This is a genomic window from Janthinobacterium sp. SUN073, from assembly GCF_030397665.1.
In the GTDB taxonomy this organism is placed as follows: domain Bacteria; phylum Pseudomonadota; class Gammaproteobacteria; order Burkholderiales; family Burkholderiaceae_D; genus Janthinobacterium.
Genome location: NZ_JAPUBT010000018.1, coordinates 1 through 14,279 on the forward strand (window position 1 = coordinate 1; position 14,279 = coordinate 14,279).

Here is a 14,279-nt window from a genome sequence, read left to right on the forward strand (position 1 = left end):
GCCAAGGCCTCCGATCAAGCCACCCAGCGCACCGCCAATGGCCGCGCCGATAGGGCCGCCCATGAAAGCACCAGCGACGGCGCCGATGCCAGTACCGACATTCACCGTAGAGTTGCTGCCGTACTGGCCAGAGATCAGTTTCCCGCCCAGCACTCCAGCGGCAATGCCAGCGGCCGCGGCAACCAGCGGCGCAGCTGCTGCGCCAGCCGTCAATGCCGAGCCAGTGCCGGCCATTCCCGCCGAGCCGTATGCAGCTGCAGCAGTACTGGCCTGAGCTGCGGTCAGGCTCATGCCCGTACCAAACGCAGATACCGCCGAGGAGCCGAAAAGATTGCCCAGGGTAGCGATGCCGCCGCCGAGGCCTGCGGCGATTCCGGAGAAACCTTGCGTGGCGATGGTGTAGGCAGTTTTGGCGCTCTGCGCCAGGCTGGCAACACCACCCAGGCCGCCGCCCGAAGCGCCGCCAGTCAGGCCCAGGCCCTCGGCCGAAGCCAGGCCGGCTGCCCCGGCCCCGGACACTGATGCACCGATATTCAGGATCCACTTCTTGATCGTCATCTGGTAAAGCAGGTCGAGCAAACCATTTTTCAGCGTGTCGCGCAAGCGGTCGAAAGCAGACTTGCCCGAATCGAAGATCGACACGAACGTGTCGTGCGCCGTCGTATCGATCGATTCCCACATCTTGCGATTGGCCTCGATCTCTGGCTTGGCCAGCTGGTTGCTGTACCAGGTCGAGTATTGTTCCTGCAGGCGCTTCTGGGCCTCGGTACCATCACCGGCCAGGGCAATGCGCTCTTGCCACATGGCAGCGTCGATTTTTAGCAGTGCGGCAGCGCGCGCCTTTTCATCAAACAACGATTCGGCAGCAAAGCGGCGGTTCTCGTCGGCCAGCTGGGCGGCATAGCCCAGCGCCTTGGTCTGCGCCAGTGTGGCCTGCTCGACGCGCACGCGCGCGGCCGCCTCTTCCGTCAGGCGCTTGATCTGGTCCTCGGTGACCGCCTTGCCGGCCAGTTTCTCCTGAAGCAGGAATTTCTCCAGCGCCGTCTGCTCGCGCACCGCCACCATGGCCAATTCACGTGCGTCGCTGGACTTGCCCATCATTTGGTATTCCACCGCCAGCGCCGCCGCGGAGTCCTGGCGCGCCAGCGTGCTTTCCTGAATGCGCGCGGATACGTCCTTTTCCGTGGCACGGGCCTTGGCGATCTTTTCCTCAGCTGCCAGCTCGTCCAGCGCCGCGCGCGCCACCACCAGGTGCGCATCAGCCAGTTTCAGCTTGCCTGTCTTGATTTCCTCTTCCAGCTTGATGCGCAGCTTCTGGCTCTCGGTCGCATCGACGTCGGTGGCGTTCTCCAGGCGCCCCGCCTCGATCTTCTCGCGGATGCTGGCGATCAGGGTGGCATAGGCTTGCTCTTCTTTTTTCAGCCCGGCTGCCACACCCTTGTCGGCATACTTCAAGTTGATGCGCCCCAGGATGTCGGCGTACTGCTCCGCATTCAAATTGCGCGTTTTAAGGTCGGCGATCTCGGCGGCGCGCTGCTCTTCACGGGTGGCGTAGGTCTTTTTCCACTCGTTGTAGGCTTCAGCACCTGTGACTTTTGCAACATCGGCCGCGCCCTTGGTGGCTTTTGCTTGCTTTTCAATCAATTCGTTAACCTGTTTGTTCAACTCAATCCGCTTGAAAATCGCATCGTCGTTGCTGATTCCTGCAAAGTCACCGGTACGCGCATTAAGGTCGCCCATCCTTTTGGTTGCCGCCTCCAGTTGCTTGATGATGGGCAGTTCTTTTTCCGCCTGCTGATTGGTCAAGCCGAGATTTTTAAGCTGCAGCAGGTTTTTCTGCTTATCAATCTGGGTATCAAGGGCCTTGATAATGCGGGCGTGGGCCTCCTCAAAAGACTCGGCCGCTTGTTCGTTGGCTTCTTTGGCTGTGTTGCCAAAATGATGCCAGGCCAACGTCAGCGCCCCGATCAGCAGGATTGCCGCACCAAGTGGGCCACCAAGAAATGCTGTGGCCGCGCTGAGACCTCGCATGGCCCCCGCCAGTACACCGGTGGCCCCGGCGAGGCGCGCTTTTGCTGCCGCCTGCGTGGTATCCGCCACTGCAATCTGTTCGCTAATCCTTTTTTGTTGCACACCAAGAATGGCCAACTCTTTCAGCATGGCCGAACGGGCCGCTTCCGCTACAGCTAGTTCCGCCGTAGAAGTGCGCAGCACCATCAAAGCGTAGCTCTGTGCGCCAGCGGCTTCTGCTGCAACGATAGCGGCCTGGGCCGCACGAATATTTGCCTGAGCTTGGGACAGGCGCGCAATGGCTTCCGCGCGCGCTTCAACTATCGCCACCTGCGTGACGGCAAGTTGCGCCACTTTCGCGTCGGCTGCTACTACATCAGCCTGCATTTGCGCCACCGTTGCAGCACGCAGCGCAATGCTCGCCGAAACCTGCTGATACGTTTTAGTCACCCATGTTGTCAACCAGGTACCGATCTGGTACGCAGTCAAAGTCTTGAGGATAATGACCAAGCCGCCCAAATTCTCAGAAAGAAATCGAATGGCGCCAGTAATAAGCGCCACAGTACCGTTGGCCTGAGCCTGCATGCCGAAAAACTCCAGCATTTCGTTTTTGAGCACGGTAAAGGCGCCGGAAATCGTTTGAATATTCTTGCTTTCCTCGCGCAGCGACTCCAGCGCCTTCGGCAGCACCGTGGCCATGATGTTGGACGTGATCTGTCCCTCACCGGCCATTGCCTTGAGCGCGCCCACCGGCAGGCCCATGCCGTCAGCCAGCGCCTTCATCAGGCGCGGCGCCGCCTCGTTCACGGCGTTGAATTCCTCGCCGCGCAGCGTGCCCGATGCAAAAGCCTGCGACAGCTGCAGCTGGGCCGACGCCGACTCGGTCGCCGTGGCGCCGCTCACACGCAGCGCGAGGTTGACGGTCTCGGTGATGGCAGCCACTTGCTTTTGCGTCGTCCCGAGCTCGCGCGTGCCGTTGGCAATTCGGGCATACAGCACCCCCGTGCTGGCCAGATCCTGCTGCGATGTTTTCGCGATCCGCTTCACCGCCTCATAGGAAGCGGCATAATCGGCAACCGACGTCGACGCCAGGCGCAACTGCGCCGTGAATTTGGCGTATTCATCGGCCATCTTGATGATTTCGGCCAGTCCAGCGCCAATGCCGATACCCGCCAGCGCCGTCTTCATGGCGTTGGCGGCCGCGTTGATCCTGTCTTGGGTTTCCGTGACGACGCGACGCGCCTGCGTCATATCGGCTTGCAGCCGGGCAATATCTGCCCTCAGGCGAATTTCAAGATCACCGACGATCATCGCGTATCCAATAAAAAAACCGCCTCGCGGGCGGCTGTAACTTAATAAAAAAGCCAGCATTTATGCTGGCTCAATCTGTGAAATCGTCTCTACTTTGCAGTTCGCACCCATTTCGTGCGGTCACACTCGGGGAGTTCGGTCTTTTCTCCCGTCCGCTGAGCCCTACTCGTTGCCAGCGTACAGTCGAGTGCATTGCTGTAATAATCAGTATCGGAAATGGGCAACTTAGGCATTGCACATTTATTGGCAGCCATCAGCTGTAAATTACTTTGAATGACACTCGCAGATGCCAGCTTTCGCATAAGTCTATTCGACTCGCGCGGAGCGCTATCATCAAAAGCCCCCGACGCACTATAGAACGCTAACTCCTTCACGCCAGACTCTACAGCGGAGCCTAGCGTATCGCATGCATTTTTTTGCTGCGCCAGGACAGATCCCGACGCAAAAATCATACCGAGAACGAAAAGTCTAATCATCTGCTCACCTCATTGTTTTTAAGAAGGCAATATTACACCAATGAAAACGAGCGGTATTTTTCGCTTACTGCAGGAATAGCTTCAGCGTCAACGCGAGTCCAGCGCATGCCGAGCCAATAGCAATTCCGATTGCGGCAATCACTGCCGCTGCAGCAAGGCGCTTACCGACAATCCCGGCATCCTTTTGGTTCATCTTTCCCTCCACCTTCACTTTATTTTTCGGGGTATACTTCATGTATATTCACTTTCAAGTCGAGATTGAATGCTGAATAAAAAAAGCCCGATACGTTTGCCGCGTTCGGGCTTTTTGCTTTTCCCCTGCTATTCAAGGAACAACTCCAGGGCCCGTGCTGATGCACGGTCGGCGCTGACGCGAACGGCAACCGATCCACCCCACGGCGGTGGGCAATCCCTCTCGGTAGCGCGGTGCGATTCGGCCAGGTAGTCGACAGACAAGCGTCGCAGCAGGCGCGCCTCCCACGGTTCCAGTTCGAAGCCGCGCGCCGCCTGCCATGCGGCCATCTCGGCAAAGGTCACCGGCCCGGCCCCCATGCCAGCGGCAACGGTCGGCCCCAGCTCGTAGAGGTAGGCGATCAGGTATTCACCCTCGTCGAACGGTGGCATTTCAATTTCGCCACCGTCGCGCTCGATACGCTCGCGGCGTGACAGCTTGGCGGCATCGGCGCGCGCGCCCGGCGAAGCCTCGGGCACGGCGCCGAGCCAGGCGCTGTGCCGGACGAACAAACTTAGTTCGTCGCCGAGGGTTTCGTAAAATTTGCCCAGTCACTCAGATGGGCGTTGACTTGGGCAGGGATGAAGCCGATGGTCTCGTCCAGGTACACCGCCTTGTGCAGCGCGGCGCCGACGAGGTCGTCGTAGCTGATGTTCTCGAACGAATGCGTGAGCGAGGCCAGCTTTTCAGCACTTTCCTGCGCTTGGTCCTCCGCCGACTGATCTTCCTTGCCTTTTTTCTTCAGGCGGGTGAACAGCTTGTTGTTGCTGGCCGCCTGCACTTGGGCGTACTGCTTGGAACCTGGGCCGTACAGGTTGACGCGCATCGGTTTGCTCTTGTCCGGGTTGCCGTCGGCACCATCGGCGTACATCAGGTCGTCATTGGCGTCCTTCAGATGCAAGGTGCTGGTGGCGGCGACTGCGAATTTTTTGATATTGGACATGGTGAAGCCTTTCTTCGAGGGAAATAAAAATGCCCGTGCCAGGTCCGCCCGCCCCTCGAAGGGCGAAGCGGACCAAGTCGGTGCTGAGGTGGCCTGTGGCCGTGATGGTTGCCGCTTACGCGGTGAGGGTATCGGTCTGGCGCAGCAGGGTGAAGGCGCCCTTGACGGTGTCGTTACTGGTGCCCAAGTTTTCGATGAACTTGGAAACCTGCGCCGTGAAGTAGCGCACGCCGCCACCCTGTTTTTCCACCTTGAAGGCGGGGACGGTGTAGTTGTTGGCCGCCGCTTCGATGATGATCTGGCCGGCGTCGTCTTCGACCCAGGCACATTCCATTTCGGCGTTCGGCAGCTTGTAACTGCCTTTTTTCTCGCGGTCGTGCGCACTGCCCACCGTAGCCAGTGTGGAGGTGCTGTATTCGCGGCCTTTTACGCCGCCAACACTGGTGATGTCACCGACTTCGACCCAGGCGAGCGCCGCGAAGGCGGCCACCGTATTGTCTGCCGGCCGGGTCGCGCAGACAAACAGCTTGGTGCCGGCGACTGTCTCAAAATCATTGGGGAATGCCATTTTGATACCTTTCAATAAAAAAAGCCCGCACGCAGATTGCGATACGGGCGGGCTAGAAAACCTGTTGAAACTGCTAATTTGCTTCGACGAAAACCACTTTGAAGTCGCGCGACTGCTGATAAACGCCGGCCTCGTCGTCAGTCATGTCCGGGCCGACCACATCGCGCATCACGCTGCGCACGGCAACGCCGGCCACCGTTCCGGTATGCGCACCCGCGCCCAGCCTGGCCGCCTGCAGCACGGCCTTCTGGTCCGGATAGGTGCTGGCGTGCACGGTGACCTGGACGCGCGCGGTCACCTGGACGGTACGCTGGCCCCGCGACACGGTCGGCAGTTCAACCCGGCTGATCTCGGCCAGGCAGATGGCCGGCAGCGGCATGCCCTGCGGCACGGTACCGGCCACGATGCGCGCCGCCGGCACCAGGGCCAGCACCGGCGCATGCACGGCCAGTAGCGCGCGGATCACTTTGACGGCGCTCATTTCTTGGCGCGTGCCTTGCGGGCGGGCGCGGCCGGCGCCTGGTCGCTGGCGGTGGCGGCGTCGATGACTTCGGCGGCCTCGGCGCGGCGGATGTAGGCAGCAGCACGGCGCTGGCCGCGCGCGGCGTCGGTCATGGTGTATTCGGTACCGGCCTGCAGCTCGATCACGGTCACGCCGTCGATCGAGCCGGGAATGGTTTTCAGCATCTTGATTTTCATGGTGGTCCTAATCGGTTTCGGCCGCCGGCACATTGATGCCCTCGGCAGTCAGGCGCTTGCGGATCTGCGCGCCCACGGCGGCGATGGCGGCATCGGGCTTGGTGTCGAACGCCGGCCGCATGTATGGGTGCGGCTTGGCGCCAGGGTGGTCCACCACCATGGCGCGGGTCTGGCCGATGACCAGGGCGCCTTTTTTCTTCGGCACGATCTTGTGCGGCTTGGTGCCGAACTCGACCATGGGGCCGTACCAGGCGCGCTTGTTGCCGACGCGCACGGATGCCGTGACCCGGCCACCCTTTGCTTTCGTGACCACGCGCACGCTACGGCGCAGCTCGCCACTTTCAACGGGGATGTTCTCCTGCACCTCGGCCTTGAATACGTTGGCGCCCTGGCGCAACGCCGAACGCATGATGTTGCGCTCGATCTTGGCTGGTAAGGACTTGAGGAAATCGTCCAGCGCCTTGCCGCCGTTGATATTACGGTCATCTGCCATCATTGCCCCTGGGTTGAATACTGCTCGATCGTCATTTCCAGCCATTCCCGACGGCCAATCTCGGCCGGGCCGCCAACGATCTGGAAAACCACGTCGGTATCACCATGCAGCGTGATGCGCATGTCGGAGGTAATGCCGCGCAGGTAGCGCATGCGCAGGCGCGCCGGGCGCGTGGCCACGGCCAAGCCTTCTTGCACCGTTTCGGATTTGCTGGGCAAGGCTTCCTTCACCTGGGCCGGCACGCGCGTGGCGAACGGCGCCCAGCCGCCGGGCTGCGGCCCATACTCGCCCTCGACCATGCCCGGGCGCTCGATGGTGATGCGGCGGTCCAACTGGCCTGCGCGCATCAGACGCCATTCCCGATGCGGTGCGGGCGCAGCAGGTCTTTCGAGCTCAGCGGCAACCGCGCCACCGACACGGCCAGCACGCTGTCCTCGCGGTTCTCGTACATGTCGCCGAAGATCTTCAACATGCCGAGCTTGATATCGTCCTCGATTACCATCGGAAACTCGCCAGCGGTACCGGCCGCGATTGCCGCATCCATGGCGGCAATCTCGGCGAACACCTGGCGGTTCAGATAGACCAGCGCGGCGCGCTCAGCGGCCGACAGGATCAGGCCGATCACGGCGTCCTCATCGTTGCCGACGATGCGCTGGTAGCCCTTGGCCAGTTCAGGTGTCAGGAACATGGATTACTTATCCTTTTTCTTCGACTCGGGCACTTCGAGCACTTCCAGGCTCTGCGCCGCATCGATCAACTCGGACGGGCACTCGTCGCCCGGCTGGAACGTGGTCGGGTAGATTTCGCCGTCGCGCACGCCACGGAACTCTTTGCTGAAAATCATGGTAATTCCTTTCAAGGGATGCGCCGGACCAGGCCGGCCCGGCGCACGGGGTTTAGGCTGCGACCGTCAAGGCCTTGAGCACGTCGGGGTTCATCAGGCCACCGCCAACGCGCTTGGTGGTATAGAAGTGCACGTACGGCTTGTTGGTGAATGGATCGCGCAGCACGCGCACGCCGGTGCGGTCGACGATCATGTAGCCGCGCTTGAAGTCGCCAAACACGATCGGTTTGGAGTTGGCGGCGATGTCGGGCATGCCCGCCATCTCGGCGATCCCGTAGCCCAGCACGGTGGCCGGCGCGCCAGCTTCGAAGGACGGCTGCCACAGGTAGTTACCCTGGCCGTCCTTCAGTTTGCGGATGGCCGCCTGGGTATTGCGGTTCATCGCGGCGCGGGCATTGGCCGTGTATTCGCCCGGCAGGGCATACACCAGGTCGATCAGGCCGTCAGCAGTCAGCGTCGCCGCCGCGCCGCTCTTGACGGTCTTGATATCGCCCCAGGGATGGGCCGCCGCGTTGGCGCCGCCGGTGATGTAGGTCAGCAGGCCGTTCGGTTTGTTGACGCCATTGCCGGTCAGGAAGGCAACGCCTTCCTGAATCGAAAACTCGGTTTCGACTTCCGACGCCAGCCAGGCTTCCAGGTTCACCGCGGAGTCGTCCAGCATCTGCTGCGTGGCGGCCGGGTTTGCATACAGCTCGCCAGTGTTGTAGGCCAGGCTGCCCAGCGTCGGGCCATTGGTTTCGGGACGTGCCGCCGTTTCGCCGACCCAGCCGGAACTGGTGCCGCGATTGTTGAACAGCTTGCTGAAACCATTGGTGCTGATGGACTGGATGAAGCACAGGGCGCGCATCGGCGAGACCACCAGCAGGCGGTCGGTGATGGTACGGTCCCACTCTACAGGCGCCAGGAAGCCGCCTTCGCTGGCCGTGCCCTTGTTCAGCGACGCCTGCACTTCGCCTTTTTTAAAGTGCGCGCTGAAGGCTTCGGTATATTCCTTGTCCTTCAACTGGTTACCGCCGCCATTCATGGCGGCGGCAACCATGCGCTCGTTGGCCGCATCGACCGATGCCTGCAGCTTGGCAATTTCTGCGTTGATGTTTTCGACTTTCAGCGCCTGCAGGGCATCAGCGTTGCCCTTCTTGACGTCTTCCAGTTGCTTGGTGTGCTCTTCCTTGAACGCGTGAAATGCCTTGTTCAGATCGGTGATCAGGGCATTTACGTCACCGTCGGCGCGAACAGCCACAATGCCGCGTGGGATGGGTTGGCTGGCCTGGCCGGCGTGCGCCGCCAGGGCGCTGGCGATCATCGCCGTGGCGATGCTGGTCATCATTACTTTTCTCATTACGTGCCTTTCAGATTGTTGATCAGGGATTGCAGTGACGCTGCTACTTCTTTGGTGCCAGCGCTCGGCGTGGCGATTTTTCCAGCAGCGCCAGGCATGCCAGAAAACAGGGACTTGATGGCTTCGCGGCGCACGGAGCGGGAATGCCCCGCCCGGGCCATGGCCGCTTCCACCATCGCAAGATATTTCGTGTCGGCGCTGGCCTCGGGATCGTGACCCATCTGCTCGCGCGCCAGGATGCCGCTGGCGAATCCTTGCTCGACAGCCTGGGCTGCGCCCAGCCAGCTTTCCTTGTCCATCATGGCGGCCGCTTCCGCCGCGCTCAGCCCGGACCGGGCGGCGTAGACGGATGCCATGGCCGCATCGAAGGGCGCCAGCTGCTCGGATGCCTTGATCATGTCGTGGCGGTTGCCGATCGCCATGGCCCAGGCGTTGTGGATCATCAGGAAGGCGCCGTCACCCATCAGGATCTCGTCACCGGCCATGGCGATGACGGACGCGGCCGAGGCGGCGATGCCCATCACCTTGACGGTGACCTTGGCCTTGTGCTCGCGCAGCAGGTTGTAGATGGCCACGCCCTGGAAGAAGTCGCCGCCGGGCGAGTTGACGTTCACCGTCACGTCGCGCGCGCCGATGTTGCGCAGGGCTGCGGAAATGCGCTTGGTGGTCACCCCCTCGCCGTCGTACGACTCGCCGATGCGGTCGTAGATGGAAATGGTGGGGCCGTCGTCGTCGGCCGCCGCGCGGATGCCCGGCTCCCAGCGCTCGAGCGCGTCAGGGCGCATGTCGAACTGGATGTTGCCCAGGCCCTGGGCGGCGTTGATTTCAGGCAGTTTTAACAGGGTCATTGAGTGTCTTCGCTTGGTTGGCGGGCGCGCGCAGCTCGTCTGCGCCCTTGTCATTGGAACGGGCCAGGTCTTGCAGCTCGCGCACTTCGTTTTGTGTCATCCACGGCGCGTGGCCGCCGCTGCCCAGCGCCTTGGTAAAGAATTCGGCCTGGTCCTTCAAGGTGCCGCGCAGCAGCGCGCGTTCGTTGAATTTGGCGCGCAGCTTCTTGCCGTCATCTTTCGACAGCAGGGTGCGCTCGATGCCCTGCTCCCAGATCGTGAACCAGTGTTGCAGCGAGAACTGGATGAAAAGGATGGCCAGCTGCTCGATGCCGCTGCCCCAAGACGTGTCGTCCATCATCAGCAGCGGGCGCGGCACGCCCATGGCGCGGGCGATTTCCTCGATCTGGTGGTTGCGGTTTTCAATGTGCTGAGCGTCGGCCGCAGTGGTTGCCCACTGCTCAGCCTTCAGGCCCTCTTCCAGGATCATCCATTTACCAGCGTTCTCGGCGCCGGTCTTGTCGTTGATCGAGTCTTGCAAGCGGCCAAAGGCCTTGTCGGTAAGTGCGCCAGCCGCCGATAGTGCGCCGCCGGCCATGACGCCGTTCTTGAACAGGCGCGCTGCAGCCTTCTCGGCCTGCTGCGCGATGCCGATGGCCTCATGCGCCAGGCGCACGCGCGACAGTCCCGTCACGCCGTCTTCCGACAGGTCACGCAGGTGGAATACCTCTTCCGCTGGCAGCGGGATCTGGCTGCCATCCTTGCGGGCGAACTTGTAGGTCATGTTCCAGCTGTCATCCAGTTCTGCCGTCACCCGCTTCGGACACATCGGGATCAGGCGCAGCACCTGGCCTCGCGACCAGATCACGCGCGCGTAGGCATTGCCGTGCATCATCACGCGCAGCTGCATCAGCGCCTTGAATTCGTAGGCTGTCTGCCAGCTGTTCGGCTTGGCTTTCAAAATGTCGTAAAGCGGGTGCTCGGTGGCATAGCGCTTTTCATCGCCGCGCTCGACCAGGTTGAGCGGCAGCATGCCGATCGATTCCGAGATCAGCGTTACGCAGCGCAGCAGGGCCATGTTCTGCAGCGCCTTCGACGCATTGACGTAGGCGCCCGACGCTGTGCCGCTACCGGTGCGCATGAAAACCAGCAGGTCGGGATCATCCAGGCCGGCAAACAGGTGTCCGGTCGACGCCTGGATACTCGACACCACCGGCGCTGCGGCGGCCGGCGCCGGGACTTCGTTCACATCGCTTGGGCGTGACTGTGCCTCCGGCGCTGCAGCTGTCCGGAAGAGATCTAAAAAGCTCATGGGTTATACAGTCCTTATACCGCGCGATTCGTACACCGAGCCACATTGCGCCGGCGGATTCAGTTCCATCAGGGAGACGGCGTCGAAGGTCGCCATCAGCGGGTCAATCTTGGCGGAGCCGCTCGCCTGCTTGGTAATCAAAATGGCGTTGCCTCGCGGCTCGACCTTGGCATTGCCCACGCACCAGGCCATCATCGGCTGGCCGCCGTGTTCGATCACGCCCTCGGCCAGCTTGCGCTCGGTGGTCTTGATCGCACCGCCGAGGCGCCAGCCTTGTGAGATGGCAACGATCTTTTCCTGCGGCACGCCGGCCTCTACCATCGCATCGAGAATGGCGCCGATGCCGGCCGAATCACAGCCGACCTTGTCGAGCAGTCCGGATTGCTCCACTTGCAGCACGGCGGCCGCCACCTGTTCCACGTCTTCGCCGATGCGCTTGACCAGCACCAGGTCGCCCTGCTTGGCGAAGTCTTCGAAGCGAGCGGCCTCGATTTTTCGCCGCTCCATCACCGAGGGGTGCGCCCATGCCCTGGTCCACAGCAGCCAGCGGCGCGTCTCGCGCTCGCGGCCGATCACCGCCAGGCCCAGCAAGTCGTCCAGGCCGCCGCCATCGATGCCGACGGTGACCACCTCGCTAAGCCCCAGCAAGTCTTCCAGTGTCAGCGCCGGGCGCAGGCCCTGCTGCTCCCAGAAATCGGCGCCCGGCCATCGGTTCGACATCAGCGCCAGGCCGATCTGCACATTCAAGTGCTTGGCCAGGAAGCCGCGGAACTCCACTTCGCCCTTTTCCTGCGCCTGGCGGAAGCCGCGCTCGATGAATTCCTCGTCAACCGATGTGCCCATGTTCGGGTTCGTTACATAGGCGTTGCGCACATCCCGGTGCGCCCCTGCCTTGATCATGTGCTCGGGGAACTCATACAAAATCGGGTAACACGCGGGATCATGGATTGTTCCGTCGCGCACGCCACGGGCATACAGCAGCCGCGACAGGAATGCACCGGCCGGCGGGTCGTCCGACTGTGTCGTCGCGAAAATTACAAAACCTTCGGGCCGCGAGGCCAGGCCACCCGTTGCCTCCAGCAGCATGGCGTCGGCGCGCGGGTTTTTGCCGAACAGCCACAGCTCGTCAATAAACACCCCGATGGCTTTCTTGCCCGACACCGTCTCGCCATCGGCTGCCACTACCTTGAGCGTGGCGTTGGTGGTCAGGTGGGTGATGGTGCGGATGTGATCCTGAACCTTCAGCATCACGGCCAGCTCATCGTCAGCCTTGATCATTGCCGCCATCGGCTTGTAACTATTGTCCGCAATCTCCTTCGTTGGCGCCAGGACGATGTATTCGCCCTCCAAGCGCCAGTTCATCAGCAAAGCCGTCAGCATGATCCCGGCTGCGATGGTCGACTTGCCGTTCTTTTTGCTGATCAGGAGCATGAACTCTTTGATCAGCCGACGCCCGGTCTCGGCGTTGTAGGCGCCGAAGATGGCCGCCACGAAATCGAGTACCCACTCGCGCACCACGTCGCCCATGCGCGGACTTCCCGGAGCGTCGACCATGCGCAGCTCTTTGAAAATCGCCAGCGCCGCCTCGGCCTGGTCGAGATAGAGCGGCGGGCATGGCGTCAGCGGCAGGCCTGCAACAATGCGCGCCTCCCAGTCGTGGCATGCGGTGGTCCACTCCGGATACGGCGTCATTTACCGCCACCAGACACCAGGCGGGGCGGCGGTGGCGGCGCGCCGAAGCGGCCACCGGCGGCCTTCTGCGCTGCATCCAGTTTTTCCTCTTTCTTGCCGATCTCGCCGGGCTTCTTGTGCACGAAGGGCATCAGCGCCTTGGCGGCATCAATGCGCAGTTTCTCGCCCAGCTCGATATCGTTCATCGCCGCCATCAAGAACGTTTTCGGGTCCGTATGCTGCAGCGCGCGGTTCAGATCGAACGTTGGGCGCGCCGGCGGAGCAGCTGGCGGCAGGGCCGCCGGCGCACCAGGGACAATGTTGGCGCGAGCCGCCTTCAGGTACTCGGCCACGGCCGGGTCTTTAACAAGACGCGAGCCGGCGGCCGATGCCGTCGCCGGACTATACCCGGCCACGATCGCCGCATCCTTATTGCTGCGGCCGGCCAAAACGGCATCGGCGAACGCACGCTTTTTGCCTGTTAAAGCCATTAACAAAATCCTCAGTGAGGGAAAAATTCTGCGCGTGGGAGAGGACGCGGTCTAGGTCGGCGAGGGGTGGGGAACTTTTCGCCCCCCTCCCCTAATGTTGCTTTTTTTGAAATGTTTCTTTTGATGTATGTTGTTATTTTGCAACATATGAAACATTTCCTTTTTGAAACATTTCTTGATGTTGCTTTGGTGCCATCTATTCGCCCCGACGATGGGCCGCCTCTTCGCGCTGCTTGTCCGCGCTGTGGTGCGTGCCGCACAGCGACTGCCAGTTGGTCTTGTTCCAGAACAGCACCCGGTCGCCACGATGCGGCTCGATGTGGTCGACCACGGAAGCCGCGGGAACAATCAGGCCCAACTCAGCGCAACGCAAAATGGCTGTGCTGGGCGCCATGTCGCGAATGGGAGCATAGGCAGGGTCACGCAGGCAGTACACACACAGCGGGTGGCTGCGCAAATAGCCGGCGCGGGCCTTCTGCCAGGCGTAGCCGTAGCCGCGCTTGGTGCTGCTCGCTTGATCGGTGCGCCATGAGCCTGGCTGCATCACTGGCGCACGGCTCATGGCCTGCTGCTGCAAGCGTGGCTTGAGTGCCTGCAGGCGTGACATCAAGGATTCTGCAGCAGGGAGAGTGGCACCGCATGGGCTGCACACAAAGCGTCCCACTCACGCACCGCCTGGACAAACGCGCCGTCGGGGGCGGAAACTTGGGGCATGCCTGCGGCATCAGCCGAGCAGCCAACGTGCTGGATCACCGTACGCGTCCGCGTCGATATTGTTGGCACCAAGGCGGCCGTCGCACTTGCCGACAACCCGGTCATGCCGTAGCCGTTGGCGCGCAGGATCTGCTTAGCACGCTCGGCATCGATGACGTGGCTGACGATCAGGTCGAGCGTCTGGCCGTCGGGCTCGCCCACTGCGCGGATGATCATGTCTCGATAGTGGCGCGGGTTCATCGAACACCTCAAATAAAAAGGCCGCTGAAGCAAGGTTGCGGTCAGCGGCTAAGCCCAGGGAAAGGCGGAGATCTGGAATGCAAAAAGCCCGCGTCGGTGAAGAGGCGGG

The 14,279-nt window shown here is 61.8% G+C and carries 18 protein-coding genes; all 18 read right to left on the bottom strand.

The annotated features are described in order from the left end of the window. The coding region (locus O0882_RS27930) for a tape measure protein (RefSeq protein WP_289953304.1) at positions 1 to 3,321 on the bottom strand (3,321 nt) is incomplete at its 3' end. Positions 3,322 to 3,861: 540 nt separating this feature from the next. Further along, positions 3,862 to 4,032, bottom strand: coding sequence for a hypothetical protein (locus O0882_RS27935; protein ID WP_175444741.1), 171 nt, complete (start codon positions 4,030 to 4,032; stop codon positions 3,862 to 3,864). 86 nt (positions 4,033 to 4,118) lie between these two features. Further along, on the bottom strand, positions 4,119 to 4,541 hold the full coding sequence (locus O0882_RS27940; protein WP_289953305.1) for a hypothetical protein: 423 nt from the start codon (positions 4,539 to 4,541) through the stop codon (positions 4,119 to 4,121). Between the two features lie 2 nt (positions 4,542 to 4,543). Beyond that, the gene (locus tag O0882_RS27945) at positions 4,544 to 4,972 is read right to left on the bottom strand and encodes a hypothetical protein (RefSeq protein WP_289953306.1); all 429 of its coding nucleotides are present in this window, start codon (positions 4,970 to 4,972) and stop codon (positions 4,544 to 4,546) included. A 115-nt stretch (positions 4,973 to 5,087) separates the two neighbouring features. After that, positions 5,088 to 5,540 (bottom strand): hypothetical protein, encoded by a 453-nt coding sequence (locus tag O0882_RS27950; protein ID WP_289953307.1) that lies wholly within the window; start codon positions 5,538 to 5,540, stop codon positions 5,088 to 5,090. 73 nt (positions 5,541 to 5,613) lie between these two features. Beyond that, on the bottom strand, positions 5,614 to 6,021 hold the full coding sequence (locus O0882_RS27955; protein ID WP_289953308.1) for a hypothetical protein: 408 nt from the start codon (positions 6,019 to 6,021) through the stop codon (positions 5,614 to 5,616). Then, on the bottom strand, positions 6,018 to 6,239 hold the full coding sequence (locus O0882_RS27960) for a hypothetical protein (RefSeq protein ID WP_289953309.1): 222 nt from the start codon (positions 6,237 to 6,239) through the stop codon (positions 6,018 to 6,020). The genes O0882_RS27955 and O0882_RS27960 overlap by 4 nt, the downstream gene beginning before the upstream one ends. 7 nt (positions 6,240 to 6,246) lie before the next feature. After that, a complete protein-coding gene (locus O0882_RS27965; RefSeq protein ID WP_289953310.1) occupies positions 6,247 to 6,732 on the bottom strand; it encodes an HK97-gp10 family putative phage morphogenesis protein in 486 nt (161 codons plus the stop codon). Continuing rightward, the gene (locus O0882_RS27970) at positions 6,732 to 7,079 is read right to left on the bottom strand and encodes a head-tail adaptor protein (RefSeq protein ID WP_289953311.1); all 348 of its coding nucleotides are present in this window, start codon (positions 7,077 to 7,079) and stop codon (positions 6,732 to 6,734) included. Before O0882_RS27970 ends, O0882_RS27965 begins: the two co-directional genes overlap by 1 nt. Then, entirely contained in the window at positions 7,079 to 7,420 is a 342-nt protein-coding gene (locus O0882_RS27975; RefSeq protein ID WP_289953312.1) for a head-tail connector protein, read from the bottom strand. Before O0882_RS27975 ends, O0882_RS27970 begins: the two co-directional genes overlap by 1 nt. A 3-nt stretch (positions 7,421 to 7,423) precedes the next feature. Further along, complete coding sequence (locus tag O0882_RS27980; protein ID WP_289953313.1) at positions 7,424 to 7,576, bottom strand: hypothetical protein; 153 nt, start codon at positions 7,574 to 7,576, stop codon at positions 7,424 to 7,426. A gap of 52 nt (positions 7,577 to 7,628) precedes the next feature. Next, a complete protein-coding gene (locus O0882_RS27985; protein WP_289953353.1) occupies positions 7,629 to 8,879 on the bottom strand; it encodes a phage major capsid protein in 1,251 nt (416 codons plus the stop codon). Positions 8,880 to 8,914: 35 nt separating this feature from the next. Beyond that, on the bottom strand, positions 8,915 to 9,763 hold the full coding sequence (locus tag O0882_RS27990) for a head maturation protease, ClpP-related (protein ID WP_289953314.1): 849 nt from the start codon (positions 9,761 to 9,763) through the stop codon (positions 8,915 to 8,917). Continuing rightward, positions 9,741 to 10,991, bottom strand: a complete 1,251-nt coding sequence (locus tag O0882_RS27995; protein ID WP_289953315.1) for a phage portal protein — start codon at positions 10,989 to 10,991, stop codon at positions 9,741 to 9,743. The genes O0882_RS27990 and O0882_RS27995 overlap by 23 nt, the downstream gene beginning before the upstream one ends. A gap of 66 nt (positions 10,992 to 11,057) precedes the next feature. Then, positions 11,058 to 12,746, bottom strand: coding sequence for a terminase large subunit (locus O0882_RS28000; RefSeq protein WP_289953316.1), 1,689 nt, complete (start codon positions 12,744 to 12,746; stop codon positions 11,058 to 11,060). After that, positions 12,743 to 13,216 (bottom strand): terminase small subunit, encoded by a 474-nt coding sequence (locus tag O0882_RS28005; RefSeq protein WP_101484400.1) that lies wholly within the window; start codon positions 13,214 to 13,216, stop codon positions 12,743 to 12,745. The genes O0882_RS28000 and O0882_RS28005 overlap by 4 nt, the downstream gene beginning before the upstream one ends. 196 nt (positions 13,217 to 13,412) lie before the next feature. Beyond that, the gene (locus O0882_RS28010; RefSeq protein WP_289953317.1) at positions 13,413 to 13,826 is read right to left on the bottom strand and encodes an HNH endonuclease; all 414 of its coding nucleotides are present in this window, start codon (positions 13,824 to 13,826) and stop codon (positions 13,413 to 13,415) included. Continuing rightward, positions 13,823 to 14,170 carry a hypothetical protein gene (locus O0882_RS28015; protein ID WP_289953318.1) on the bottom strand — a complete coding sequence of 116 codons (348 nt, stop codon included), beginning with the start codon at positions 14,168 to 14,170 and terminating at the stop codon, positions 13,823 to 13,825. Before O0882_RS28015 ends, O0882_RS28010 begins: the two co-directional genes overlap by 4 nt. Positions 14,171 to 14,279 lie beyond the last annotated feature (109 nt).

Excerpts from the sequence above, each read along its gene's own strand:
- O0882_RS27990 (WP_289953314.1), bottom strand. The coding sequence starts at position 9,763 with ATGACCCTGTTAAAACTGCCTGAAATCAACGCCGCCCAGGGCCTGGGC.
- O0882_RS27950 (WP_289953307.1), bottom strand. The coding sequence starts at position 5,540 with ATGGCATTCCCCAATGATTTTGAGACAGTCGCCGGCACCAAGCTGTTT.
- O0882_RS27980 (WP_289953313.1), bottom strand. The coding sequence starts at position 7,576 with ATGATTTTCAGCAAAGAGTTCCGTGGCGTGCGCGACGGCGAAATCTAC.
- O0882_RS27985 (WP_289953353.1), bottom strand. The coding sequence starts at position 8,879 with ATGATCGCCAGCGCCCTGGCGGCGCACGCCGGCCAGGCCAGCCAACCC.
- O0882_RS28005 (WP_101484400.1), bottom strand. The coding sequence starts at position 13,216 with ATGGCTTTAACAGGCAAAAAGCGTGCGTTCGCCGATGCCGTTTTGGCC.
- O0882_RS27975 (WP_289953312.1), bottom strand. The coding sequence starts at position 7,420 with ATGTTCCTGACACCTGAACTGGCCAAGGGCTACCAGCGCATCGTCGGC.
- O0882_RS28015 (WP_289953318.1), bottom strand. The coding sequence starts at position 14,170 with ATGAACCCGCGCCACTATCGAGACATGATCATCCGCGCAGTGGGCGAG.
- O0882_RS27960 (WP_289953309.1), bottom strand. The coding sequence starts at position 6,239 with ATGAAAATCAAGATGCTGAAAACCATTCCCGGCTCGATCGACGGCGTG.
- O0882_RS27935 (WP_175444741.1), bottom strand. The coding sequence starts at position 4,032 with ATGAAGTATACCCCGAAAAATAAAGTGAAGGTGGAGGGAAAGATGAAC.
- O0882_RS27955 (WP_289953308.1), bottom strand. The coding sequence starts at position 6,021 with ATGAGCGCCGTCAAAGTGATCCGCGCGCTACTGGCCGTGCATGCGCCG.
- O0882_RS27945 (WP_289953306.1), bottom strand. The coding sequence starts at position 4,972 with ATGTCCAATATCAAAAAATTCGCAGTCGCCGCCACCAGCACCTTGCAT.
- O0882_RS28000 (WP_289953316.1), bottom strand. The coding sequence starts at position 12,746 with ATGACGCCGTATCCGGAGTGGACCACCGCATGCCACGACTGGGAGGCG.
- O0882_RS27965 (WP_289953310.1), bottom strand. The coding sequence starts at position 6,732 with ATGGCAGATGACCGTAATATCAACGGCGGCAAGGCGCTGGACGATTTC.
- O0882_RS27970 (WP_289953311.1), bottom strand. The coding sequence starts at position 7,079 with ATGCGCGCAGGCCAGTTGGACCGCCGCATCACCATCGAGCGCCCGGGC.